This window comes from Massilia sp. YIM B02763, assembly GCF_030412015.1.
Taxonomy (GTDB): Bacteria; Pseudomonadota; Gammaproteobacteria; order Burkholderiales; family Burkholderiaceae_D; genus Telluria.
In genome coordinates this window covers 134,316-157,159 of the sequence record NZ_JASNRD010000010.1, presented here as the reverse complement: position 1 = coordinate 157,159, position 22,844 = coordinate 134,316, and the positions used below count along the sequence as shown (strand labels likewise).

At 68.9% G+C, this 22,844-nt stretch carries 19 protein-coding genes; 9 read left to right on the top strand and 10 right to left on the bottom strand.

Features of this window, described 5'->3' with window-relative positions:
- Window positions 1-28: 28 nt before the first annotated feature.
- From phaR to QPK32_RS14790, 3 genes are all read left to right on the top strand, one after another.
- Complete coding sequence (gene phaR, locus QPK32_RS14800; protein WP_290413550.1) at window positions 29-589, top strand: polyhydroxyalkanoate synthesis repressor PhaR; 561 nt, start codon at window positions 29-31, stop codon at window positions 587-589.
- Window positions 590-721: 132 nt separating this feature from the next.
- Window positions 722-2,125: a 30S ribosomal protein S12 methylthiotransferase RimO gene (rimO, locus tag QPK32_RS14795; protein WP_290413549.1), complete on the top strand. Its 1,404-nt coding sequence runs from the start codon at window positions 722-724 to the stop codon at window positions 2,123-2,125.
- Between the two features lie 117 nt (window positions 2,126-2,242).
- Window positions 2,243-3,406 carry a cystathionine beta-lyase gene (locus tag QPK32_RS14790; protein WP_290413548.1) on the top strand — a complete coding sequence of 388 codons (1,164 nt, stop codon included), beginning with the start codon at window positions 2,243-2,245 and terminating at the stop codon, window positions 3,404-3,406.
- Window positions 3,407-3,440: 34 nt separating this feature from the next.
- On the opposite strand, the gene QPK32_RS14785 is transcribed toward QPK32_RS14790, so the two are convergent.
- Both QPK32_RS14785 and trxC read right to left on the bottom strand, forming a co-directional pair.
- Entirely contained in the window at window positions 3,441-3,803 is a 363-nt protein-coding gene (locus QPK32_RS14785) for a hypothetical protein (protein WP_290413547.1), read from the bottom strand.
- A gap of 58 nt (window positions 3,804-3,861) precedes the next feature.
- Complete coding sequence (trxC, locus tag QPK32_RS14780) at window positions 3,862-4,305, bottom strand: thioredoxin TrxC (protein WP_290413546.1); 444 nt, start codon at window positions 4,303-4,305, stop codon at window positions 3,862-3,864.
- A 104-nt stretch (window positions 4,306-4,409) separates the two neighbouring features.
- Between trxC and QPK32_RS14775 the strand changes: the two genes are divergently transcribed.
- Genes QPK32_RS14775 through QPK32_RS14765 form a run of 3 tightly spaced genes read left to right on the top strand, consistent with a single transcriptional unit; the run spans window position 4,410 to window position 6,383 of the window.
- Window positions 4,410-5,159 (top strand): DUF72 domain-containing protein, encoded by a 750-nt coding sequence (locus tag QPK32_RS14775; RefSeq protein ID WP_290413545.1) that lies wholly within the window; start codon window positions 4,410-4,412, stop codon window positions 5,157-5,159.
- Window positions 5,160-5,169: 10 nt separating this feature from the next.
- The gene (locus tag QPK32_RS14770; protein ID WP_290413544.1) at window positions 5,170-5,943 is read left to right on the top strand and encodes a Mut7-C RNAse domain-containing protein; all 774 of its coding nucleotides are present in this window, start codon (window positions 5,170-5,172) and stop codon (window positions 5,941-5,943) included.
- A 56-nt stretch (window positions 5,944-5,999) separates the two neighbouring features.
- Window positions 6,000-6,383 (top strand): hypothetical protein, encoded by a 384-nt coding sequence (locus tag QPK32_RS14765; protein WP_290413543.1) that lies wholly within the window; start codon window positions 6,000-6,002, stop codon window positions 6,381-6,383.
- Window positions 6,384-6,410: 27 nt separating this feature from the next.
- Here the strand turns inward: QPK32_RS14765 and QPK32_RS14760 are convergent, their stop codons facing one another.
- Window positions 6,411-7,724: a TonB family protein gene (locus QPK32_RS14760; protein ID WP_290413542.1), complete on the bottom strand. Its 1,314-nt coding sequence runs from the start codon at window positions 7,722-7,724 to the stop codon at window positions 6,411-6,413.
- A gap of 203 nt (window positions 7,725-7,927) precedes the next feature.
- Between QPK32_RS14760 and QPK32_RS14755 the strand changes: the two genes are divergently transcribed.
- A complete protein-coding gene (locus tag QPK32_RS14755) occupies window positions 7,928-8,497 on the top strand; it encodes a hypothetical protein (RefSeq protein WP_290413541.1) in 570 nt (189 codons plus the stop codon).
- 34 nt (window positions 8,498-8,531) lie between these two features.
- Here the strand turns inward: QPK32_RS14755 and QPK32_RS14750 are convergent, their stop codons facing one another.
- A complete protein-coding gene (locus QPK32_RS14750) occupies window positions 8,532-9,692 on the bottom strand; it encodes a sugar diacid recognition domain-containing protein (protein WP_290413540.1) in 1,161 nt (386 codons plus the stop codon).
- Window positions 9,693-9,929: 237 nt separating this feature from the next.
- Between QPK32_RS14750 and QPK32_RS14745 the strand changes: the two genes are divergently transcribed.
- Both QPK32_RS14745 and QPK32_RS14740 read left to right on the top strand, forming a co-directional pair.
- Entirely contained in the window at window positions 9,930-11,267 is a 1,338-nt protein-coding gene (locus QPK32_RS14745) for an MFS transporter (RefSeq protein WP_290413539.1), read from the top strand.
- A gap of 10 nt (window positions 11,268-11,277) precedes the next feature.
- Window positions 11,278-12,486, top strand: a complete 1,209-nt coding sequence (locus tag QPK32_RS14740) for a glycerate kinase (RefSeq protein ID WP_290413538.1) — start codon at window positions 11,278-11,280, stop codon at window positions 12,484-12,486.
- On the opposite strand, the gene QPK32_RS14735 is transcribed toward QPK32_RS14740, so the two are convergent.
- The 6 genes from QPK32_RS14735 to QPK32_RS14710 form a co-directional block, all read right to left on the bottom strand.
- Window positions 12,461-13,339 (bottom strand): DMT family transporter, encoded by an 879-nt coding sequence (locus QPK32_RS14735; protein ID WP_290413537.1) that lies wholly within the window; start codon window positions 13,337-13,339, stop codon window positions 12,461-12,463. The two genes, QPK32_RS14740 and QPK32_RS14735, sit on opposite strands and share 26 nt — an antisense overlap.
- Window positions 13,340-13,665: 326 nt before the next feature.
- A complete protein-coding gene (locus QPK32_RS14730; protein ID WP_290413536.1) occupies window positions 13,666-14,109 on the bottom strand; it encodes a hypothetical protein in 444 nt (147 codons plus the stop codon).
- Between the two features lie 349 nt (window positions 14,110-14,458).
- Window positions 14,459-16,969 carry a TonB-dependent siderophore receptor gene (locus tag QPK32_RS14725; protein ID WP_290413535.1) on the bottom strand — a complete coding sequence of 837 codons (2,511 nt, stop codon included), beginning with the start codon at window positions 16,967-16,969 and terminating at the stop codon, window positions 14,459-14,461.
- Between the two features lie 421 nt (window positions 16,970-17,390).
- Window positions 17,391-18,239, bottom strand: a complete 849-nt coding sequence (gene serB / locus QPK32_RS14720) for a phosphoserine phosphatase SerB (RefSeq protein WP_290413534.1) — start codon at window positions 18,237-18,239, stop codon at window positions 17,391-17,393.
- 20 nt (window positions 18,240-18,259) lie between these two features.
- On the bottom strand, window positions 18,260-21,718 hold the full coding sequence (gene mfd, locus QPK32_RS14715; protein ID WP_290413533.1) for a transcription-repair coupling factor: 3,459 nt from the start codon (window positions 21,716-21,718) through the stop codon (window positions 18,260-18,262).
- A gap of 79 nt (window positions 21,719-21,797) precedes the next feature.
- On the bottom strand, window positions 21,798-22,784 hold the full coding sequence (locus QPK32_RS14710) for an HDOD domain-containing protein (protein WP_290413532.1): 987 nt from the start codon (window positions 22,782-22,784) through the stop codon (window positions 21,798-21,800).
- Window positions 22,785-22,844: the final 60 nt, after the last annotated feature.

Here is a 22,844-nt window from a genome sequence, read left to right as displayed (position 1 = left end):
GCGCCTCGGCGCTGTACATGGAAACGAGATGAGCAGTACGAAAAAAAGCACCGACCGCCTGATCAAGAAATACCCGAACCGCCGGCTCTACGATACGCAGACGAGCTCCTACATCACGCTGTCCGACGTCAAGCAGCTGGTCCTGGACGCCGATGAATTCACCGTGGTAGACGCCAAGACCAACGAAGACCTGACCCGCAGCATCCTGCTGCAGATCATCCTGGAAGAAGAAGCGCACGGCGTGCCGATGTTCTCCAGCAATGTGCTGGCCCAGATCATCCGCTACTACGGCCATGCGATGCAGGGCATGATGGGCTCCTACCTGGAAAAGAACGTCCAGGCCTTCACCGACATCCAGAGCAAATTCGTCAACGCCTCTACCGGCGCGCTGGAAGGCAAGCCCTTCAATACCGAGATGTGGACCCAGTTCATGAACATCCAGGGCCCGATGATGCAGGGCATGATGAACAGCTATATCGACCAGAGCAAGAATCTGTTCCTGCAGATGCAGGAACAGATGCAGAACCAGAGCAAGGCCATGTTCGGCGCGGCGTTTCCATTCGTGCCGCCGGGGCAGGACAAGAAGTAAGCGTCACTTCCGTCGCCCCTGCCTGCGCAGGGGCGACGTGCTGATGGTCGCTTTTTAGCACCAGCATCCCTCTCTGATCCCCACTTGCTGTAAAATCGCGGATTGCCCAAAATTTTTTGCCGCACTCCGACAATGCAAGAACTCCGCCGCAATCCCCTCCCCACGACCCTGGACGCCACCGGTCATGCCGTCCCGCCGAAGGTCGGCTTCGTCTCGCTCGGCTGCCCGAAGGCGCTGGTCGACTCCGAGCAGATCCTGACGCAGCTGCGCGCCGAAGGCTACGAGACCGCCAAGTCCTACGCCGGCGCCGACCTGGTGATCGTCAACACCTGCGGCTTCATCGACGCCGCCGTGCAGGAATCGCTGGATGCGATCGGGGAAGCATTGGCCGAGAACGGCAAGGTCATCGTCACCGGCTGCCTGGGCGCGAAGAAGGATGCGGTGGGCGACGATATCATCACCAAGGTGCACCCGAAGGTGCTGGCCGTGACGGGCCCGCACGCCGTCGCCGAGGTGATGGAGTCCGTGCATACGCACCTGCCCAAGCCGCACGATCCTTTCATCGACCTGGTGCCGGACCACGGCGTCAAGCTCACGCCGAAGCACTACGCCTACCTGAAGATTTCCGAAGGCTGCAACCACCGCTGCAGCTTCTGCATCATTCCGTCGATGCGCGGCGACCTGGTGTCGCGCCCGATCCACGAGGTGCTGCAGGAAGCCGAGAACCTGTTCAAGGCCGGCGTGAAGGAACTGCTCGTCATTTCGCAGGACACCAGCGCCTACGGCGTCGACGTCAAGTTCCGCACCGGCTTCTGGAACGGCCGCCCCGTCAAGACGCACATGACGCAGCTGGCCGAGGCGCTGGGCGTAATGGCGAAGCAGTACGGCGCCTGGGTGCGCATGCACTACGTCTATCCGTACCCGCACGTCGACCAGGTGATCCCGATGATGGGCGAGCACGTCCTGCCTTACCTGGACATCCCGCTTCAGCACGCCCACCCGGACGTCCTGAAGCGCATGAAGCGCCCGGCCAGCGGCGAGAAGAACCTGGACCGCATCCTCGCCTGGCGCAAGATGAACCCGGACCTCGTGATCCGCTCGACCTTCATCGCCGGCTTCCCGGGCGAGACGGAAGAGGAATTTGAATACCTGCTGGACTTCCTGCGCGAAGCGCAGATCGACCGCCTGGGCTGCTTCGCCTATTCGCCGGTGGAAGGCGCCACGGCGAACGAGATCGCCAACCCGGTGCCGGAAGCGGTGCGCGAGGAACGCCGCGCGCGCGTGATGCTGCTGCAGGAAGAGATCTCCCTCAAGCGCCAGCAGGCCAAGGTCGGCAAGACCCTGCGCGTGCTCGTCGACGAAGTGGGCCCGCGCGAAGCGATCGGCCGCACGGCCGCGGACGCGCCGGAAATCGACGGCGTCGTCCACATCAAGCGCGCGCTCGCGCCGGGCAAGGCCAAGCCGGCCGTGGGCGAGTTCATCGACGTCGTGGTGACGAAGGCGGACGCGCACGACCTCTGGGCGACGGTAGCCTAACCCCTCCGTCGTCCCTGCGCAGGCAGGGACCCAAGTTCTGCTCGCGTTGCGACTGCACACGCAACATTGGGTCCCCGCCTTCGCGGGGACGACGTCTACTTCTGCGGAGCACAAGACGTGACCAAGAAATCCATCCAGACCCAGCTCGTCCGCAGCGACTACACCCCGCCGGCCGGCTTCGCCGCCTATCCCACCGCCATCCACCACGCGTCCACGGTCCTGTTCGAGGACGTGGCCAGCATGCGCTCGGGCGACTGGAAGGACAAGAGCGGCTATACCTACGGCCTGCACGGCACGCCGACCACCTTCACCCTGGAAGCGCGCCTGGCCGCCATCGAAGGCGGCAAGCACTGCCTGCTGGCGCCGTCGGGCCTGGCCGCCATCGCGATGATCGACCTGGCGCTCCTGAAGGCGGGCGATGACGTCCTGCTGCCCGATAACGTGTACAACCCCAACCGCGAGCTGGGACGCTGGCTGACGGGCGACTTCGGCATCACGGCGCGTTTCTACGACCCGCTGGTCGGTGCCGGCATCGCCGACCTGATCCAGCCGAACACGAAGCTGATCTGGACCGAGGCGCCCGGCTCCGTCTCGATGGAAGTGCCGGACCTGCGCGCGATCTGCACGGCGGCGAAGGAGAAGGGCGTGCTGGTCGCCCTCGACAACACCTGGGCCGCGGGCCTGGCGCTGCGCGGTTTCGACGTCGGCGCGGACATCGTCATGCAGGCGCTGACCAAGTACCAGTCGGGCGGCTCGGACGTGCTGATGGGCGCCGTGATCACACAGGACGAGGCGCTCAACGCCCGCCTGGCCGCATCGCACATGCGCCTCGGCATGGGCGTGGGCGCGGACGACGCCTATCTCGTGCTGCGCGGCCTGGAAACGATGAAGCTGCGCTTCGATGCGCACGACGCCGCCGCGCGCAAGGTCGCCACGTGGCTGAGGGGCCGTCCGGAAATCGTCAAGGTGCTGCACCCGATGTTCGAGGAATGCCCGGGCCACGCCAACTGGCTGCGCGACTTTTCCGGCGCCGCCGGCCTGTTTTCCGTGATCTTCGACGAACGCTATACGGAAGCGCAGACCGACCGCTTCGTGGACAGCCTGACCCTGTTCGGCATCGGCTTCAGCTGGGGCGGCACGCACAGCCTGGCGGTGCCGTACCGGATGCAGGGCATGCGCCGCAACTGGACGGATGCGGGCACGCTCGTGCGTTTCAATATCGGACTGGAAGATCCGGACGACCTGATTGCCGACATCGAGCGGGCGTTCGCGGTGTTGTAAAAGCATGGTGGGCACCATGTGCCCACCGCTCTGACTAAACCGGCATCGGCCGATTATTGTTCAAGTCCACGAAGCCGCGGATGATGCGGTAGGCCATCCACAGCCACACGACCGGCGTGACGATCCACACGACGAGGATGCCGATGATGCTGGCCCACAGCAGGCCGATCACGATCCACCACACGAGGTACCACCAGAACGAGCGGATCATCCACGTGTGATGGCTGTACACGATGGTGCCCGCCGTCGCCGGCCGCTTGATGTAGTTGGCGATCAGCGGCAGGATCGACAGGGTGCCGAGCGAGAAGAAGAACGTGATCGCATGGATCACGTACATGATGCGCGCGAACTGCTTGGCGTCCTCGGCGCTGCGTTCGTAGACGACTTCCTGGTTCATCGGTTCCTCCCGTTTCGTTGTTGTTGCCTCAATGGTAACAGAGTCGTTCCTTCACGCCTCAGGCCGCGCGTGCGCTTCGCTGCACCCACGCGACCAGGCTGCCCGCGTCCATCGCCCCGGCCTGGCGCGCGATCTCGCGTCCGCCCTGGAACAGCGCGATGGTCGGGATGCTGCGGATCGCATGGCGGGCCGCGAGGTCCTGCGACGCTTCCGTGTCCACCTTCAGGAGGCGCGCATGCGGCTCCAGGCGGGTCGCGGCCTGGGCGTAGGCGGGCGCCATCATGCGGCACGGTCCGCACCAGGCGGCCCAGAAGTCCACCAGCACCGGGATGTCGTTGCGGCCCACGTGGCGGTCGAAACGGGCGCTATTGACGTCCAGCGGCTTGCCGACGAAGAGTTCCTGGGCGCACTTGCCGCAGACGGGCTTGTCGGCCAGGCGCTCGGCGGCGACGCGGTTGACGGCGTCGCAATGCGGACAGACGATGTGGAACGGATCGGCCATGCTTGTTCTCCTGCTGGTTCGGTTGTCTAGAGTAAGGGTGCGCCATCGAAGGGCGCGCCGGCATATCATCGGGTGCCGGGCATCTGCCCCCTAGATGGGATCCAATGAGCAAATTGCAATCCACCGGTCCGGGCCGGCGCCTGGTCGGCTGCGCCGGCTGGAGCATTCCGAAGGACGCGGCGGCCGCGTTCCCGGCCGACGGCAGCCACCTGGAGCGCTACGCGGCCGTGTTCCCGGCCGTCGAGATCAACTCCTCGTTCTACCGCCCGCACCAGCCCAAGACCTATGCGCGCTGGGCCGATAGCGTGCCCGAGGCTTTCCGTTTTTCCGTCAAGCTGCCCAAGGCGATCACCCACGAGGCGCGCCTGCGCGACGCCGACGACCTGCTGGACCGCTTCGTGCGCGAGGCAGGCGAACTCGGATCCAAGCTCGGCTGCGTGCTGGTGCAGCTGCCGCCCAGCGGGGTCTTCGACGAAGCCGTCGTGCGCGACTTCCTCCCGCGCCTGCGCGAGCGCTTTCCCTGCATGTTGGCGCTGGAAGGGCGCCACCCGACCTGGTTCGGCGATGCGGCCACCGCGGTGCTGCGCGAGCATGGGGTGACGCGCGTCCTGGCCGACCCTGCCGCCGGACAGCCGGGCGAGCACGTGCCCACCGCCGCCGCCAGCTATATCCGCCTGCACGGCACGCCGCACGTCTACTATTCCAGCTACCCGCGCGACGCGTTGCGCCGCTTCGCGCATCAGGTCGACGCGGCCGCGCAGCAGGGAGACGTCTGGTGCGTCTTCGATAACACCGCGGAAGGGCACTCGGTGCCGAACGCGCTGGACGTGCTGCGGGGCGTGGCCGAGGAATGAAGGACACACCATGGCCTGCGCCACCTTCCGCTTCTACGCCGAACTGAACGACTTCCTCGCACCCGCCCGGCGCGGCGCCGCGTTCACGGTGCCGTGCGCGGAAAACGCCACCACCAAGCACATGATCGAGGCGCTCGGCGTGCCGCACACGGAGGTCGAGGTCATCCTCGTCAACGACCGCCCGGCCGGTCTGGACGCGCTGCTGGAAGAGGGCGACCGCGTGGCCGTCTATCCGCGCTTCGCGACCTTCGACGTGGCCGAACTGGTGCGCATCGACACGATGCCGGCGGGGCGGCTGCGCTTCGTCGCCGATGCCCACCTGGGCGGCCTCGCAAGGCTGTTGAGAATGGCGGGCTTCGACACCATCTACCGCAATACGCTGCGGGCCGGCGAGGTCGAGGCGATCGCGCTGGAAGAAGGACGCGTCGTGCTGACGCGCGACCGCGAACTGCTGAAGCGCCGCGGCATCGACCACGGCGCCTGCGTGCGCGCCCACAAGCCCCGGCAGCAACTGGCCGAGGTGTTCGCCCGTTTCGGCCTGGCCGAGCGCGCGCGGCCCTTCACGCTGTGCCTGCACTGCAATGCGCCGCTGCACGTCGTCGCCAAGGCCGACGTGCTCGACCTGCTGCCGCCGCTGGTGCGCGCGGGCCAGGACGAATTTCGCCGCTGCGACTGCTGCGGGCGGGTGTTCTGGAAGGGCACGCACTGGCAGCGCATGCGCGCGGCGCTCGATGCCGCCGGCGCCGGCCTTGATATACACTATTTCCCGAACGAGTCGCAATGATAGACAGCGTGTCCCCGACCACTGATTCCATGTTGCAAAGAGCATCGATTCCCATCATGCGCGCCGAATGCCCGCCCGGCGCCTGCGTCTGCGAGCGCGACCAGCTGCTGGACGATCCGGCGGCCGACCTGCGTCCGCTGCAGCTGACCCGCGCCGAAGAGGCGCGCCTCGTCGCGCGCATCGAGCGCGTGGAAAGCTACGAGGAGCTGCAGCGCGTGCAGAAGGCGATCCGCCGCAACCTGGGCACCGTGCTCACCATCGAACCCGGTCCGAACGAGGTGCGCACGCTGCGCGGCATCGTGATCCGCCTGGAAGACCGTCCTGGCCTGTGCCGCAAGGTGCGCCAGTCGGTGCCGGCGGCGGTGCGCCGGGTGCTGGACCAGCGGCCGGAGATCGCGTGGGCGATCCTGGATGCCGGGGGATTGTTCGGCGCCCAGTAGGCGAGGCCGGAGGGCATGCCGCCAGCCTTACAGCACGGGCGGCGGAGCGGGAGGCGATGTGCAAGCCCGCGCGGCCTGGTCGCGGAAGATGCCCACGGGGATCTCGTCCGGTCCGCCGTCCGTCCTGCGCGCCTGCACGTATTTCAGGGCGGCGTTGCAGTCCCCGAGCTGCGCACCCTGGAAGTACACCGCCGTCGCCAGCTTGTCGTCGCCGCGCTGCTCCAGCAGCAGGCCGTAGCGGTAGAACGCGGCCGGATAGCGCGCCTGCATGGCTTTGCGGTACAAGGCGGCCGCTTGCTCCTGGTCGGCGGGGCCCGCGCGTCCGGCCTCGACCAGCATGCCGAGCGCCGTGTCGGCGCGGCCGTCGGTCCTGTCGGCGGCCTTGCGGTACAGTGCCGCAGCCCGCGCGTCGTCCTGGACGTTGCCGAGACCGAGCTCGAAGCTGCGGCCCAGGTAATATTCCGCAACCGCCAGGTGCTGGTCCGCGGCGCGTGCGAGCCATGCCGCGGCCGCACTGCGCTCCGCGTCGGAGGTGGCGCGCTGCATCAGCAGGAAGCCGAGCCCGAGCTGGGCGAAGGGAAGGCCGCCTTCGGCGGATTTTCGCATCCAGTACAGTGCCTTCTCGTGGTCCGGTTTCCGGTCCTCTTGCCCCGCCATCCCCGTCTCGTACAGGCCGGCGAGATTCGCCTGCGCCCAGCCATGTCCTTGCTCGGCCGCCTTCGTGTACCACTCGGCAGCCTGTGTCAAGTCGCGCGGCACGCCCGCGCCGCGGCTGTACAGCACGCCGAGGTTGTTCTGGGCGACGGCATTGCCGCTCTCCGCCGCCTGCCGGTACCAGCCGGCCGCCTGCGCGAGATCCGTGGTGCCATAGGTGCCGCGCTCGAGCCAGGCGCCCAGCTGGTTCTGCGCCGCGGCATCCCCGGCCATGGCGCGCTCCGACGTGCCGGCGTAGAGCGCCTGGTCGGGAATTTCCTTTTTCTTCGTCGCGCCCGGGATCCAGACATACTGCGTCTTGAGCCAGCCCGTCGGCACCTGGCCGTTGGCGAGCACCGCGGGGAAGGGGCATGCCCGGATCCCCGCCAGTGCGGCCTCGTCGAGATCCGTCCTGCCGCTGGACGCGGCGATGCGCGCCTCGGCGACGCGGCCGTCGGCGCCGATCCTGACCTCGACCGTCGTCTTGCCGCCCGCACCGGATGCGAGGGCGGCTGCCGGGTAGGCGGGGCGGTAGCAGGCATTCAGGTCGATCACCATGACGTCCTGCGGATCCTGGAGGCGGGCGGCGCCGGCATGGGCGGGGAGGAGGGTGGCCACGGCGGCCAGCAGGGCGAAGGCGGTTTTCATACCGGCTAATGTACGCTGCAATACCGGGCCACAAATGCGCGGATTGTCACTGGTACGACCGCAGGCTTCCATATTGCCGGTGGCATGCGGAGTAGCGCGCGCCGATACCACCGGTGCCGCGATGCCGTACGATCGCATGGATCGTCGACGTCCGGAACATGGTTGGCCAGAATGGGCCGTCGTCATCCTGTATCGGCCTTGACATGAGACTATCCGCCGCAGCCTTGTTTCTTGCCGTCCTGTTTCGCTGCACCACAGCCGAAGCCGTAACCGTCCCCGTCATCGAGCAGGGGATTTATCGACCGGCGCCCCCTTTCGTCGACCTGAAGCAATCGATCTATGTACGCGAACGCGAACGGCCGGTATTGGGCCTGGTGACGGACGCGAGCACTTCCATCGTCCGCTACCTGCTGGAAGTCTTCGCCTCGACCGTGGTACATCCGGGTGCCCCGATGCCGCACGTGCTTCCCGATGCGCGCGCTGCGATGCGCTTGCCGCCGCTTGTCAGTACCGGCGGCTCCGGCAGGTACGTGGCGATGACCTTGTATTGCTGGACAAGCGACGCCGACAACCAGTTGAGCTTCCTGATCGAGTGGGCCGACATCACGACGCATGCGCGCTACACGGATTCCTACGTGTTTGAACGGCGTGGCCAGACATGGTATTTCGCGGGACACGGGAATATACGCCCTTGGCACTGGACGCAGACCGAACGGTACTTCCAGCGCGCGTGTCCGGTGGAGGCCGGCAATCTTCACACCGATGTGCCGTGAGTCGGGCACCCGCGCGGCTCACCGTATCGGCGGCTCAGGACGACTCGCCCAGCAGCGCCGACACGTACAACAGCAGCCGGTCCTCGCTCCTGCCCAGGTCCAGCCCCGTCAATTCCTCGATGCGGCGCAGCCGGTAGTCGAGCGTATTGCGGTGGATGTGCAGGGCGGCCGCCGTCGCCGTGGCGCTTTCGCCGTTGGCGAACCAGGCGTCCAGCGTGCGGCGCAGCTGGCTGCCGCTGCGCTCGCGGGACAGGCGCGCCAGCGGCTCGCGCAGGCGCTCGGCCTGCCAGCCGGCGGCCAGGCCGGACAGCAGCACGGGCAGCGCCAGGTCGTAATAGCTGGTGTGGTGGCGGTCGGTCGCGCCCAGCTGGATGTCGCGGCGGCGCCCGATGCGGGCGGCGCTGCGGGCGCTCTGGCAGGAGATGGCGGCCGCGTCGATGCCGGACAGCGCCAGCCCCATCGTCAGCCGGAACGGGGTGCTGCACAGTTCCTGCAGCAGGGCGCCCAGTGCCTGGTGGCGGCGGCGCGCCTGTTGCTCGATGACGGCCGGCTCGGCATCCAGCACGTCCAGCAGCACCAGTTCGTCCGGGCCCGTGGCGGCGCTCAGCAGGGCCGGCTCGCGTCCCAGCAGCGCCAGTTGCAGGCTTTGCAGCTTGGCCAGCGCGTCGTCGCCGTCGCTGTCGTCCAGCTCGACGAGGAAGACGACCTGCACGCGGCCGAAGTCCAGGCCCAGGCGCCGGCCCCAGGCCTGCAGGTCGGGGCGCTCGCCCGGTTCGTCGCGGATCAGGTTCAGCACGAAGGCTTCGCGGTGGCGGCTGTCGCGCTGCAGCTCGCCGGCCAGGCTGGCCTGTTCCAGGATCATCTCGGCGGTCAGGCGCACCAGCTCGCCGAACTGGCGCACGGCATCCGGTTCGCCCGACAGGCCGACGGCCCCGCACAGCTGGCCGCCGACGACCAGCGGCAGATTGATCCCCGGCTTGGCGCCGTGCATGCGCGCGGCGGCGGCGCTGTCCACTTCCACCGTGGCCTGGCGGCCCAGCGCCAGCAGGGCGCCGTCGTGCAGCGCGCCGACGCGGCTTTCGTCGCCGCTGGCCAGGATGACGCCATGCGCGTCCATCACGTTGACGTTGAACGGGATGATGCGCATCGTGCGGGTGACGATGTCGTGGGCGAGGTGCGGGCTGATGTCGATCATGCGGTAAGGCGGCGAGGAGAATGATCCGGTCACTGTAACGGATCGCGTCACTTGTGCCAAGTGCCGAGCCGCCAGGACGGCATCGCCGCAAACCCGCCAGCGCTTTGTGCATTTGCCCGAGAGCGCTGCTTGAGTATCCTGCAACAATCGTGCCGTGCTCCGAGGCTTTGGGAGCGCGGGCGGAGGATAATGCCGGTATCGTCCGCCGTGATGGCGGATATATCGGAGACTCATATTATGAGCAACAGCATGAGCGCGGGCGCGCCGCGCCAGGCCGCCGCGGCCGACCCCGGCATCCTCGAACGGGGCTACCGCAAGGCCACCTTGCGCCTGATCCCCTTCATCTTCGTCTGCTACCTGTTCAACTACCTGGACCGGGTCAACGTGGGCTTCGCCAAGCTGGAAATGCTCGATGCGCTCAAGCTGAGCGAAACCGTGTACGGCCTGGGCGCGGGCATCTTCTTCATCGGCTACGTGCTGAGCGGCGTGCCGAGCAACCTGATCCTGCACAAGCTGGGCGCGCGGCGCTGGATCGCCGTCATGATGGTGCTGTGGGGCGCGCTGTCGGCGGCGATGATGACCGTCAGCAGTCCCGCCTCGTTCTATGTGCTGCGCTTCCTGACCGGCGTCGCCGAGGCCGGCTTCTTCCCCGGCATCGTGTTCTACCTCACCAACTGGTTCCCGTCGCAGAAGCGCGGCCAGGTGATGGCGCTGTTCATGTCGGCGATCCCCGTGTCGGGCGTCGTCGGCGGCCCCCTGTCCGGCTGGATGCTGGCCCATTTCTCGGCGGGCCAGGGCGGCCTGGCCGGCTGGCAGTGGCTGTTCCTGCTGCAGGGCCTGCCGACCGTGCTGCTCGGGATCGCCGTGCTGTTCATGCTGTCCGACGGCTTGCGCCAGGCGCCCTGGCTGAAGCCCGAGGAAAAGGCGGCGATGCTCGCCGAGCTGGAAGCCGACGAGGCATCGCGCCGCGCCAGTGCCCACGCCGTGCACTCGTTCTCCGCCGTGCTGCGCAACGGCCACGTGTGGATGATGGGCCTGATCTATTTCAGCATCCAGATGGGCGTGTACGCCATCAACTTCTGGCTGCCGTCGATCATCAAGGGCCTGGGCGTGGCCAATGCCACGACCGTGGGCTGGCTGTCCGCCATTCCCTACCTCTTCGCCGGCGTGTTCATGGTCGTCGTCGGGCGCTCGGCGGATGCGCGCCGCGAGCGCCGCTGGCACGTGTCCGGCCCCATGTTCGTGGCGCTGGGCGGCCTGCTGCTGGCCGCGAACTTCTCCAGCAATATCGCCGTCGTGATGGTCGGCCTCGTGCTCGCGACGATGGGCGCGCTGTCGGCCTTGTCGATGTTCTGGCCGCTGCCGGCCGCCTTCCTGGGCAGTGCCGCCGCCGCCGGCGGCCTGGCCCTGATCAACTCGCTGGGCCAGGTGGCGGGCTTCGTCAGCCCCTTCCTGGTCGGCTGGATCAAGGACGCGACGGGCAGCACGGATACCGCCTTGTACATCCTGTCGACGGTGATGCTGGTGGGCGCCTTCCTGGTGCTGCGCATCCCCGCACGCCTGGTCAACCGCTGAGGAGACAGCCATGAAGATCGTGATCGCGCCGGATTCGTTCAAGGAGAGCCTGACCGCGCTGCAGGTGGCCGGCGCCATCGAGGCCGGCTTTCGCGAGGTATTCCCGCACGCGGACTACGTCAAGGTGCCCGTCGCCGACGGCGGCGAAGGCACCGTGCAGGCCATGATCGACGCCACCGGTGGGCGCCGCGTCGCGCACACGGTGACGGGGCCGCTGGGCGAACCGCTCGCCGCCTTCTACGGCCAGAGCGACGGCCTGGCCGTGATCGAGATGGCCGCCGCCAGCGGGCTCGAGGCGGTGCCCCGCGAGCGGCGCAATCCCTTGACGGCGACCAGCCGCGGCACCGGGGAACTCATACGCCTGGCGCTGGACGCCGGCGCGCGCCGTTTCGTGCTGGGCGTGGGCGGCAGCGCCACCAACGACGGCGGCGCCGGCATGCTGCAGGCCCTCGGCGTGCGCCTGCTGGACGACGCGGACCGCGAACTCGGTCCCGGCGGCGCCGAACTGGCGCGCCTGGCCCGCATCGACGTGTCGCAGCTGGACCCGCGCGTGCGCGACGCCGAGTTCCACATCGCCTGCGACGTCAGCAATCCGCTGGTCGGCCCGCGCGGGGCGTCCGCCATCTTCGGGCCGCAGAAGGGCGCCACGCCCGAGATGGTCGTCCGGCTCGACGCCGCGCTGCGCCACTACGCCGCCATCGTCCGGCGCGACCTGGGCCAGGACATCGCCGACCTGCCGGGTGCGGGAGCGGGCGGCGGCATCGCGGCGGCGATGGTCGTGTTCCTGGGTGGGCGCCTGCGTCCCGGGATCGAGATCGTCACCGAAGCCGTCGGGCTGGACGCGGCCGTGCGCGACGCCGACCTCGTCGTCACGGGAGAAGGACGCATCGACGGCCAGACGGTGAGCGGCAAGACGCCGATGGGCGTGGCGAACGTGGCGGCGCGCCATGGCAAGCCGGTGCTGGCCATCGGCGGCTCCCTGGCGCCGGATGCGGATGCCGTCCATGCGCACGGCATCGCCGCCGTGTTCGCGGCGGTGGCGCGTCCGTGCACGCTGGCCGAGGCGCTGGCCGCGGCCGACGTCAATGTGCGCCATGCCGCGCGCAACGCGGCTGCCGCGCTGGCGCTGGGGGCGCGGATGGGCGCGGCGATGGGAACGGAAGCGAACAGCCGGGCGGCGGCAAGCGCCGCCTTCACGCCTTCCTTGCAGTCAGCGTGACCCAGGCGACGCCGCCCAGCGTCGCCAGTCCCGACAGGGCGCTCCTGGCCGTGACGTGCTCGCCCAGCAGCAGCACGCCCAGCAGCGCGCTGATCACCGGCACCGACAACTGCACGGCGCCGGCGCCGATCGCCGTCATGCGCGTGCGCACCCAGTACCAGACGGCATAGCCGAGTCCTGACGTGACGCTGCCCGAGACCAGGGCATAGACGGCGCCCGCCGGGTCCGGATGCAGGCCGCCCGGGTGCGCGGCGCCGGTCACGAGCACCAGCACGGCCGCCGGCGGCACGGCCCACAGGAAGCTCGTCGCCGTGTTGGCGATGGGCGAGCCGCTCGCCTTGCCCAGCAGGGAAAAGCCGCCCCAGGCGAAGCCGGCCAGCGCCATCATGGCGGCCGGCAGCAGCGGCGGCGCCGAGGCCGACGGCGCCAGGAACACGGCCAGCCCGCCCAGCGCCAGCAGCAGTCCCCAGGGGCTGGCGCGCTCGCCCTTCGACAGTCCATACGAAATCATCAGCAGTTGCGCGCAGGCGAACAGCACGAGCGCGCCGGCGCCCGTGCCGATGCCGCGGTAGGCGAAGGTGAACGCCGCCACGTAGGCGAACAGCAGCAGCGCGGACAGCCAGCCCGTGCGCGTGCGCTCCAGCCGGCCGCCCTGCAGGCGCAGGACGATCAGCAGCGTCGCTGCGCCGCCGGCCACGCGGATCGCCGTGAACGAGGCCGCGTCGATGCCCGTCGTCTGCAGCGCGGCGCGCGTGAGCAGGGAATTGGCCGCGAACGCGACCATCGTCAGGCAGGTCAGCAGCAGGATGGTGAGCGATGCGCGGAGCGCGCGCGGAGCGGCTTCAGCGTGCATGGCTACCCGCGATACCGGGACTGGCGGGGAGGGCTGGCGTGATGACGACCGGTCGGCCACGAAGCACGGCCGTCGCGAATGCCTTCATTCTGCCATCCATTGCTGTCTCCCTTGTTTTTGTACGGTGGCCGCCGGCGGGCCGCGAAGTAGCGGATCGTATCGATTGTAGGATGGCGACCCGGCGACGGCAACGCCTTGTCGTGGCGCGGCGCAGCATGCCCGGCCTCCGCCAAGCTGCATCCGGCCGGCAAGAGCGTGCCGGCGTGCGCCGGGGCGAAAAAAAAGCCGCGCCGAGGCGCAGCCCTTGTCGCGATGCGACCGGACGGTCAGCGATGGCCGCGCGGACCGCCGTGCCAACCGCCGCGGTGGCCGCCGTGCCAACCGCCGCGCGGGCCGCCGTAGTGGTGGCCGTGGCCCCAGTTGCTCCAGCTGAAGCCCAGGCCGATCGAGATCGGCGGGTACCAGAACGGATCGGCATAGATCGGGGCCGGGGCATACACGGGCGGCGCCACGTACACCGGCGCGGCGCCGTAGGCGACGGCGGGCGCCTGGCTGTAGGTGGTGATGGGCATCGAGGTCACGACGCCGCCGTTGGCGGAACTCGCCCCGGTACCGACGGGAACGGGGGTGACCGAGACGACCTGCCAGCCGTCGGCATCCGGCTGGGCGGCGGGGACGTAGGCGCGCGAACCGTAGTTGGCCGGGCCCGGGTAGGTGGTGGCACAGCCGCTCAGGGCGGCGAGCGAAAGAATGATGGTTAGCGTTTTCATGGCGGTTCTCCTCACCTGCTAGTCTACGGATTTTCGCCCCCCGTGCGCGCGGAATTACAGGCTGTTACACCTGCGGGATCAACGGAAACGTCCGAACGGGCGCTATCCCGTCGTTCCCGCGGAGGCGGGAACGCATACCGAGCAACCGGATTCCGTACGTTGGACACGCCGCGACGTCATTGACGCACCGGNGGCGCTATCCCGTCGTTCCCGCGGAGGCGGGAACGCATACCGAGCAACCGGATTCCGTACGTTGGACACGCCGCGACGTCATTGACGCACCGGCTTCGGAGCTTCAGCATGGGTTCCCGCCTGCGCGGGAACGACGGGTTGAGTGCGTCCACTTACGTCACAGCGTCACATCCACCCGCGCATACCACGACCTGCCGTTGATCCCGAACGGGCACGTCTCCCAGCAATACGTGAAGCCCATCTGCGGGAACGGCGCCGCCCGCACGGGATCCCAGCGGGTCGGGAAGGTATTGAAGATGTTGTTCGACCCCACCGTCAGGCTCGCGTTCTTGTTGAACGCATAGCGCAGCGTGGCGTCGGCGATCCACTTGCCTTCCCAGGTCTGCACGAACGGCGCCGTGAAGCCCTGGCCCTGGACTTCGCCGTACCAGTTCGCGCGCACGGTGCCGTTCCAGGCGCCGCGGGTGTAGTCGGCCGACAGCACGTGGTGCTGGCGCGGCTGGCCCCGTTCGATCAGCGTGACCTGGGCGTCGTCGAACAGCTGGGCGCCGGTCAGCACGGGCGAGAGCGAGTGACGGTCCTTGACCTCGGTGCGGTTGAAGTCGAACTGGCCGGACAGCACCAGCGTCGACCCGGTCCACTTCGTCGTGTGCTCGGCCACGATGTCCAGGCCGCGGGTGCGCGTGTCGATGGCGTTCGTGAAGAACTGGGCCTGGCCCACCTTCAGCGGGTCCAGGATCGCGCGGATCGGGCAGGCGGCCGGCGTCGGGCAGGCGCCGGATTCGGGCGCGATATTGGACGAGAACACGATGCGGTCGTCGATGTCGATGCCCCACACGTCGGCCGTCAGCGAGAAGTTCTGTGCCGGGCGCAGCACGATGCCGACGCTGGCGTTCTTCGACGTCTCTTCCTTCAGGTTCGGGATCCCGAAGGCGCGCGTGACGGCGCTGCCTTCGCGCGCCGTCAGCGTCTCGGTCAGGACGCCGGCCCCGTTCAGGTTGGTGGACACGGAGCTGTAGAACTTCTGCTGCACGCTGGGGGCGCGGAAGCCCGTCGACACGGTGCCGCGCAGGCCCACGGTGCGGTTCGGGTCCCAGCGCAGGCTCAGCTTGCCCGTCGTCGTGCTGCCGAAGTCCGAGTATTTTTCCCAGCGCGCGGCGGCGCCCAGCAGCAGCTGCGGCGTCAGGTTGTGCTCGACGTCGGCGTACAGCGCGACGTTGTGGCGGCTGTCGTCGACGACCGTGGCGGGCGTCCAGCCGGGGAAGCCCTGGGTGCCGGACGCCGCCACGCCGCCCGCCTGGTCGCGGATGACGACGGCCGGATTGTTGGTGCGGCCGTACTGGTAGGAGACGGGGTCGCCGGCCTCGATCGCATAGCCGTCGCGCCGGTATTCGAAGCCGGTGGCGAACGACAGCTTCCGGCCGAACAGCTCGACGGGGCCGCGCACGTCGGCGTTCACCGTCGTCTGGCGGAATTTCAGGGCGCCCGTATCCGCTTCCAGCGGCGACTCGGCGTAGATGCCGCCGCCCGGCTTCGGTTCGTACCAGTAGCTGACGTTGATCGTGTTCCCTTCGCGGAAATCGAGCTCGCTGCGGCCGTGGTTGACGGACAGGTCGAGTTTCCAGTCCCGGGCCAGGTCGCGCCGCCAGCCGAAGGCGGCCGACGCGTCCTTGACCGTGGTGCGGATGGCGGGCAGGAAGCCGTCCGGATACACGGCCGGCACGTTGCGGCCGTCCTCGGCGGGGCGGAAGAAGCCGGCCGAGTCGCCCGTGCGGTGCGAGACGCCGCCGAAGGCATAGAATTCGCCGCCGCTGCCGCCCGCCAGGGGCAGGCCGGCGTTCCACCAGAAGTACTTGTCCTTGGCCAGGCTGTCGCCGATGCGCTGGGTCACGCGCGGCGGGTCGACGCGCAGCGTGTCGAGGCCCGCGCGGTTGGTCTCGCCGCGGCGCCGGCCCTCGGCGGTCAGGTTCACGAAGCCGCCGTCGCCGATCGCCCATCCCGTATTGGCGCTGCCCGCGGCGAGGTGGCCGCCGCCCTCCGTGGTGCCGCCGGCGCTGGCCGACAGTTGCGTGGCCGTGCTGTCCTTCAGCACGATGTTGATTACGCCGGCGATGGCGTCCGACCCGTACTGGGCCGCCGCGCCGTCGCGCAGCACCTCGATGCGCTGGATCGCGGCCATCGGGATCGCATTGATGTCGGTGCCGGCCGAGCCGCGCCCGATGGTCTGCTGCACGTTGACGAGGGCCTGCTGGTGGCGGCGCTTGCCGTTTACCAGCACCAGCAACTGGTCCGGGCCCAGCGAGCGCAGCGTGGCCGGGCGGATGATGTCGGTGCCGTCGCTGATGAAGGTCGTCGAAAAATTGAACGACGGGTCCAGCGTCTGCAGCAGCTTGCCCAGTTCCTGCGGACCGGCCATCTGCATGTCCTTGGCGCCGATCAGGCCCACGGGCGCGGCCGAGTCGAGGGCCGTGCGGGCCGCCGAGCGCGAGCCGAGCACGACGACGGAGGCCATATTGCCTTCGGCTGCCGTTGCCGGCTGGGTGGCGGAGGGGGCCTGCGCCGCGGGGGCGGCGGGCGCTTCCTGGGCGCGGGCGGGCCCGAAGGCCAGCAGCAGGGCGGTCGCGAGGACGGTACGGTGCAGCATGGGCATGGCGCGGTGATCGAGCATCCTGTCTCTCCTTGTCGTTGTTGTCCGCCGTCCGCACCACCACGGTGCAGGCCGGCGCGCGATCCAGCATAGCCATACTGGACAGGTATGCACAATTGTGAATTTATTGACTGTTGTTAAATTGATGACAAGCGCTCAATGTTGCTTGTCACGCTAGACGGCGCTGGGCTATGCTGGAGACGATTGCGGGCCGTGCGGCCGCGGTGGGGCCAGGCGCCATGTCACAAAATTGTTGGAAGGTTATGTGCTGGCCGAGCAAGACGGACCCGGGCCGGTGCCCGCGCCGGTCGCGTGGCGCTTCCGGCCGCATCGCGCGGGCGATGGCCGGCAGCCGGCATCGAGCCATCGGGTGGCCGCGCCGGCAGGCATGCGGGCCGATGCGGCTCGACCTGCCACGCCGTGTTCCGCCAAGGAAGGCGGTTCAGCCCAGGACGGTCAGCAAGCCATCCAGTCCGCTGAAGTTGAGCGCCACGTCCGCCTGGGCACGCACGACGGGCTTGGCGCGGAACGCCACCGACAGGCCGGCGATGCCCATCATCTGCAGGTCGTTGGCGCCGTCGCCCATGACGATGGCGCGGCGGGTGTCGATGCCGAGCTCCGCGCACACGCGTTGCACGGTGCGCATCTTTTCGGCGGCGTCGACGATGCCGCCCGCGACCCGGCCCGACAGGACGTCGCCATCCGCTTCCAGGACGTTCGCATGCGCGTAGTCCAGGCCCAGGCGCGCCTTCAGGCGTTCGGTGAAGAAGGTGAAGCCGCCCGAGACCAGCAGCGTCTTCAGGCCGGCCGCCTGCACGGCATGCAGCATCGCTTCGCCGCCCGCCGAGATGCGCAGGCGCTCGTCGTAGACGCGGCCCAGCGCCTCGGTCGGCAGGCCGGCGAGCAGGGCCACGCGGCGCTTGAGGCTTTCCGAGAAATCCAGTTCGCCGCGCATCGCCGCTTCCGTGATGGCCGACACCTGCGGCTTCAGGCCCTGCATGTCGGCGATCTCGTCGATGCATTCGATGGTGATCAGCGTGGAATCCATGTCCATCGCCACCAGGCCGAAGTCGGCCAGGGTCAGGTGCGCGTCGACGAAGCTGGCGTCGATGCCGGCCGCGAACGCGGCGTCGTCGACCTGGCGCTTCAGTTCCGGCGTGAAGTCGATGCCATCGCAGCGCAGGGCGTGCGCGTGCAGGTCGGTGATGCGGGCGGGGGCGGCGAGGGCGGCAACGCGCGCGAGGACGGCCTGGTCCGCGCCGGGACCTTGCAGGATCAGTTTCTTGGACATGGCGTTGGCGGCCTTCTCGTTCAGGCTAATAATTGTTTGATGGTCTGCTTGACCTGGTTCACGCGGCTGGCCAGGTCCGGCATGGCCGCCGTGATGCGCAGCTTGTCCTGGCCGGCCAGCTTGACGTGGCGGTTCTTCTGGATCAGCGTGATGATCCTGATCGGGTCGATCGGCGGCTTTTCCATGAACTGCAGGCTGGCGGCCTCGCCGTGGGCGTCGATCTTGACGATGCCGACCTGCCTGGCCGCGATGCGCAGGCGGTGCGTCTCGATCAGCGCCTTGACGGCGTCCGGCATCTTGCCGAAGCGGTCGATCAGCTCTTCCTGCATGTCGTCGATGCGGTCCTGGGTCTCGCAATTGGCCAGGCGCTTGTAGATCGACAGGCGTTCGTGCACGTCGCCGCAATAGTCGGCCGGCAGCAGCGCCGGCGTGTGCAGGTTGATTTCCGTCGTCGACGACAGCGGCGCGCTCATGTCCGGCTCGCGGCCCGCCTTGAGGGCCTTGACGGCTTCGTTCAGCATGTCGGAATACAGCTGGAAGCCGATCTCCAGCATCTCGCCCGACTGGTTCTCGCCCAGCACCTCGCCGGCGCCGCGGATTTCCAGGTCGTGCATGGCCAGGTAGAAGCCGCTGCCCAGTTCCTCCATCTGCTGGATCGCGTCCAGGCGGCGCTGCGCCTGCTTGGACAGGCCCAGCACGTCGTTCACGAGCAGGTAGGCATAGGCCTGGTGGTGCGAGCGGCCCACGCGGCCGCGCAGCTGGTGCAGCTGGGCCAGGCCGAACTTGTCGGCGCGGTGCATGATGATGGTGTTCGCCGTCGGCACGTCGATGCCCGTCTCGATGATCGTCGTGCACAGCAGGATGTTGTAGCGCTGGGCCACGAAGTCCCGCATCACCTTTTCCAGGTCGCGCTCGTGCATCTGGCCGTGGGCCACGCCGATCCGCGCCTCCGGCAGCAGCTCGCGCAGCATGGCCAGGCGGTTCTCGATGGTCTCGACCTCGTTGTGCAGGAAGTAGATCTGGCCGCCACGCTTCAGTTCGCGCAGGCAGGCTTCGCGGATCACCGAGCCGTCCTCGCTGCGCACGAAGGTCTTGATCGCGAGGCGCTTCTGCGGCGCGGTGGCGATGACGGAGAAGTCGCGCAGGCCTTCCAGCGCCATGCCCAGCGTGCGCGGGATCGGCGTGGCCGTCAGCGTCAGCACGTCGACCTCGGCGCGCAAGGCCTTCAGCGCTTCCTTCTGGCGCACGCCGAAGCGGTGTTCCTCGTCGATGATGACGAGGCCCAGGCGCGTGAACTTCACGTCCGGCGACAGCAGTTTATGCGTGCCGATCACGATGTCGACGGTGCCGTCGGCCATGCCCTTGATCGCATTGTTGATTTCCTTGCCGGTCCGGAAGCGCGACAGTTCCGCGATCCTGACGGGCCAGTCGGCGAAGCGGTCGGAGAAGGTCTGCGCGTGCTGCTCGGCGAGCAGCGTGGTCGGCGCCAGGATCGCCACCTGCTTGCCGCCCATGACGGCGATGAAGGCGGCGCGCAGCGCGACCTCCGTCTTGCCGAAGCCGACGTCGCCGCACACGAGGCGGTCCATCGGGCGGCCCGAGGTCATGTCCTGCATCACGGCGGCGATGGCGGCGCGCTGGTCCGGCGTCTCGTCGAAGCCGAAGCTCTGGGCAAAGTTCTCGTAGTCGACGTTCGAGTATTCGAACGCGTGGCCCTGGCGCGCGGCGCGGCGCGCGTACAGGTTCAGCAGCTCGGCGGCGGTGTCGCGCACCTGCTCGGCGGCCTTGCGCTTGGCCTTGTCCCACTGGCCGGAACCGAGCGTGTGCAGCGGCGCATCCTCGGGCGAGGCGCCGGAATAGCGCGAGATGACGTGCAGCTGGGAGACGGGCACGTACAGTTTCGACTCCTTGGCGTATTCCAGGTGCAGGAACTCCGTCTCGCCTTCGCCCAGGTCCATGCTCATCAGCCCCATGTAGCGGCCGATGCCGTGGTTGATGTGCACGACGGGATCGCCGACCTTGAGTTCGGACAGGTCGCGCACCATCGATTCGACCTGGGTGCCCGCTTCCTGCTTCTTCTTGCCGGCGCGGCGGCCGCTGCCCGCGTACAGTTCCGTCTCCGTGATGAACACGAGACGCCCGCAGGCGGTATCCATCAGCTCGAAGCCCGCCTGCAGGGGCGCCACGCCCAGCACCACGCCGGCGTCGGTCGCGCACAGGCCGGCGTAGCCCTCGACGAGGGCCAGGTCGAACTTGTATTCGTTGAAGTACTGCTGCAGCGTTTCGCGCCGGCCCGCCGATTCGGCGCAGATCATGACCTTGGTGCCGGGTTCGTTCGCCGTGTGCGCGAGATAGCCGCGCAGGTTGGCCAGCGGGTCGTCCAGGCGGCGGTTCACCGCGATGTCGGGGATGGGCGCCGACAGTTCCGACGCGCCGGCGTCCGGGTTGCGGGCGATGGCCCAGCGGCCGTACTGCTTGGCGTTCGAGAAGAACTGCTCGGCGCCGAGGAAGATTTCCTTCGGCTCCAGCACCGGGCGTTCGCGGTCGCTCTTGAGGAATTTGTAGCGCGATTCCGTGTCGACCCAGAAGCGCTGGATCGCTTCGTCGATGTCGCCGACGAGGGCCAGGCTGGCGTCGGCGGGCAGGTAGTCGAACAGCGTCGCCGTGTCGTCGAAGAACAGCGGCAGGTAGTATTCGATGCCGGCCGAGGCGATGCCGTTGCCGATGTCCTTGTAGATCGTCGAGCGGGTCGGGTCGCCCTCGAAGCGCTCGCGCCAGCGGCTGCGGAACGCCGTCCTGGCCTGCTCGTCCATCGGGAACTCGCGGCCCGGCAGCATGCGCACGTCCTTCACCGGATACAGCGAGCGCTGGGTATCGGCGTCGAAGGTGCGGATGGTCTCGATCTCGTCGCCGAACAGGTCGAGGCGGTAGGGCAGCGCGGACCCCATCGGGAACAGGTCGATCAGGCCGCCGCGCACCGAGTATTCGCCCGGCGACATCACCTGCGACACGTGGGTATAGCCGGCCAGCGTGAGCTGGGCCTTCAGCCTCGCCTCGTCCAGGCGCTCGCCCTGGCGGAAGAAGAAGGTGTAGGCGGCCAGGAAGGACGGCGGCGCCAGGCGCACGAGGGCCGTCGTCGCCGGCACCACCAGCACGTCGCAGCGGCCGTTCTGGATTTCGTGCAGCGTGGCCAGGCGCTCGGACACGAGGTCCTGGTGCGGCGAGAAGGCGTCGTAGGGCAGCGTTTCCCAGTCGGGCAGCAGGTGGCAGGCGAGCTTGCCGTCGGCGAACCAGGGAATCTCGTCGAGCAGGCGCTGGCCGTCGCTGGCGTTCGCGACGACCACGGTCAGCATCTTTTTCTGGTCTTTGAGCACGAGGGCGGCCTGGGCGAGCGCGTAGGCGTCGCTGGAGCCGTGCAGGTGCGGCAGGGCGAAACGGGTTCCGGTTTTCGGTAGGTGCTTTTTGAGATCGAAAGGCATTGACGCGTGCTATCCAGGATCGGAAAAACGAGCGTCCATTATAGTCGAACGGCGCCGTCCGGCCGCCTGCTGCGCGCGCCTACGCTTCCTCCGCGTCGAGGCGTTCGAGGACGCGCGACGCCGCCGCGCCCAGGCCGGCAAGCGTCGGGTCGCCAGGGACCAGCAGCCCCGCGTCGAGCAGCAGGCGCAGCCTGGCCACGCGGTCGGCCTCGCCGAGCGCCTCGCCCAGCGGCTGGGTGGCGCTGCGGCCGGCGCGGAAGATGGCGGCTGCCACCGGCGGCGGCAGTTCCCAGTGCAGCGCGATGCGCGCCGACAGTGCGCGCGCGCCGTCCAGCACGGCCGTGGCAAACGCCTCGTCCTGGGGCACGAACGGGCCCTCCAGGATGCGGTCGGCCAGGCGGAAGGCGACCACCAGGCCCATGTCGTGCATCAGGCCGGCGAGGTAGGCCTCGAACGGGTCGGCGCCCAGGCCGGGGGCCAGCAGCGCGCCGGCGCGGGCGCAGTGTTCGGCGTGGCGCCACAGCCGCGGCGCGGCCTGGCGCGCGCAGCTGCCGGCGGCCAGGCCGATCACGGGGCGGAAGGCGACGCGCGCCAGCAGCATGCGCAAGCCGTTCTGGCCCAGCACCATCACGGCCGCGTCGACGGTGCGTACCGGCTTGGCGGGGCGGTAGCAGGCGCTGTTGGCTTCGCGGATGGTTTCCGCCACCATGACGGGGTCGCGTCCCACCTGGCGCGCCAGCTCGGCGCCGGAGACGGCATCGTCGCGCAGGCTGCGCAGCAGGCGCGGGATCACCTCGGGCATGCGCGGCACCAGCTCGGCGGCGTCGCCCGGATGCTCGCCCAGCCGTTCCAGTTCGTCCAGCAGGCGCCGCTGCGCGGCATCCGGCGATTCGCCGGCGATGGGATCGGTCAGCCAGCGCCAGAACGCCGCGTCCAGGGACAGGGGCGCGCCGGCGTCGGGCGCGGCGCCCGCCGGGCCGGCGACGCCGGGAGCCCGCCCAGCCGCACCGGCGGGGCGGGCCGCGACGGCAGTCGTGCCGAACAGTCGGGCAATCCAGTTTTTCATCGGTGCGTGGCGGGCGCGGTGGCGGGAGGGCTATTGTAGCCGGACGATGGCGGCGGCGCG

Excerpts from the sequence above, each read along its gene's own strand:
- QPK32_RS14735 (WP_290413537.1), bottom strand. The coding sequence starts at position 13,339 with ATGCACGCTGAAGCCGCTCCGCGCGCGCTCCGCGCATCGCTCACCATC.
- QPK32_RS14755 (WP_290413541.1), top strand. The coding sequence starts at position 7,928 with ATGAGACTATCCGCCGCAGCCTTGTTTCTTGCCGTCCTGTTTCGCTGC.
- QPK32_RS14775 (WP_290413545.1), top strand. The coding sequence starts at position 4,410 with ATGAGCAAATTGCAATCCACCGGTCCGGGCCGGCGCCTGGTCGGCTGC.
- QPK32_RS14765 (WP_290413543.1), top strand. The coding sequence starts at position 6,000 with ATGCGCGCCGAATGCCCGCCCGGCGCCTGCGTCTGCGAGCGCGACCAG.
- QPK32_RS14785 (WP_290413547.1), bottom strand. The coding sequence starts at position 3,803 with ATGAACCAGGAAGTCGTCTACGAACGCAGCGCCGAGGACGCCAAGCAG.
- QPK32_RS14725 (WP_290413535.1), bottom strand. The coding sequence starts at position 16,969 with ATGCTCGATCACCGCGCCATGCCCATGCTGCACCGTACCGTCCTCGCG.
- QPK32_RS14745 (WP_290413539.1), top strand. The coding sequence starts at position 9,930 with ATGAGCAACAGCATGAGCGCGGGCGCGCCGCGCCAGGCCGCCGCGGCC.
- trxC (WP_290413546.1), bottom strand. The coding sequence starts at position 4,305 with ATGGCCGATCCGTTCCACATCGTCTGTCCGCATTGCGACGCCGTCAAC.
- QPK32_RS14730 (WP_290413536.1), bottom strand. The coding sequence starts at position 14,109 with ATGAAAACGCTAACCATCATTCTTTCGCTCGCCGCCCTGAGCGGCTGT.
- QPK32_RS14770 (WP_290413544.1), top strand. The coding sequence starts at position 5,170 with ATGGCCTGCGCCACCTTCCGCTTCTACGCCGAACTGAACGACTTCCTC.
- phaR (WP_290413550.1), top strand. The coding sequence starts at position 29 with ATGAGCAGTACGAAAAAAAGCACCGACCGCCTGATCAAGAAATACCCG.
- QPK32_RS14740 (WP_290413538.1), top strand. The coding sequence starts at position 11,278 with ATGAAGATCGTGATCGCGCCGGATTCGTTCAAGGAGAGCCTGACCGCG.
- mfd (WP_290413533.1), bottom strand. The coding sequence starts at position 21,718 with ATGCCTTTCGATCTCAAAAAGCACCTACCGAAAACCGGAACCCGTTTC.
- QPK32_RS14710 (WP_290413532.1), bottom strand. The coding sequence starts at position 22,784 with ATGAAAAACTGGATTGCCCGACTGTTCGGCACGACTGCCGTCGCGGCC.
- serB (WP_290413534.1), bottom strand. The coding sequence starts at position 18,239 with ATGTCCAAGAAACTGATCCTGCAAGGTCCCGGCGCGGACCAGGCCGTC.
- rimO (WP_290413549.1), top strand. The coding sequence starts at position 722 with ATGCAAGAACTCCGCCGCAATCCCCTCCCCACGACCCTGGACGCCACC.
- QPK32_RS14760 (WP_290413542.1), bottom strand. The coding sequence starts at position 7,724 with ATGAAAACCGCCTTCGCCCTGCTGGCCGCCGTGGCCACCCTCCTCCCC.
- QPK32_RS14750 (WP_290413540.1), bottom strand. The coding sequence starts at position 9,692 with ATGATCGACATCAGCCCGCACCTCGCCCACGACATCGTCACCCGCACG.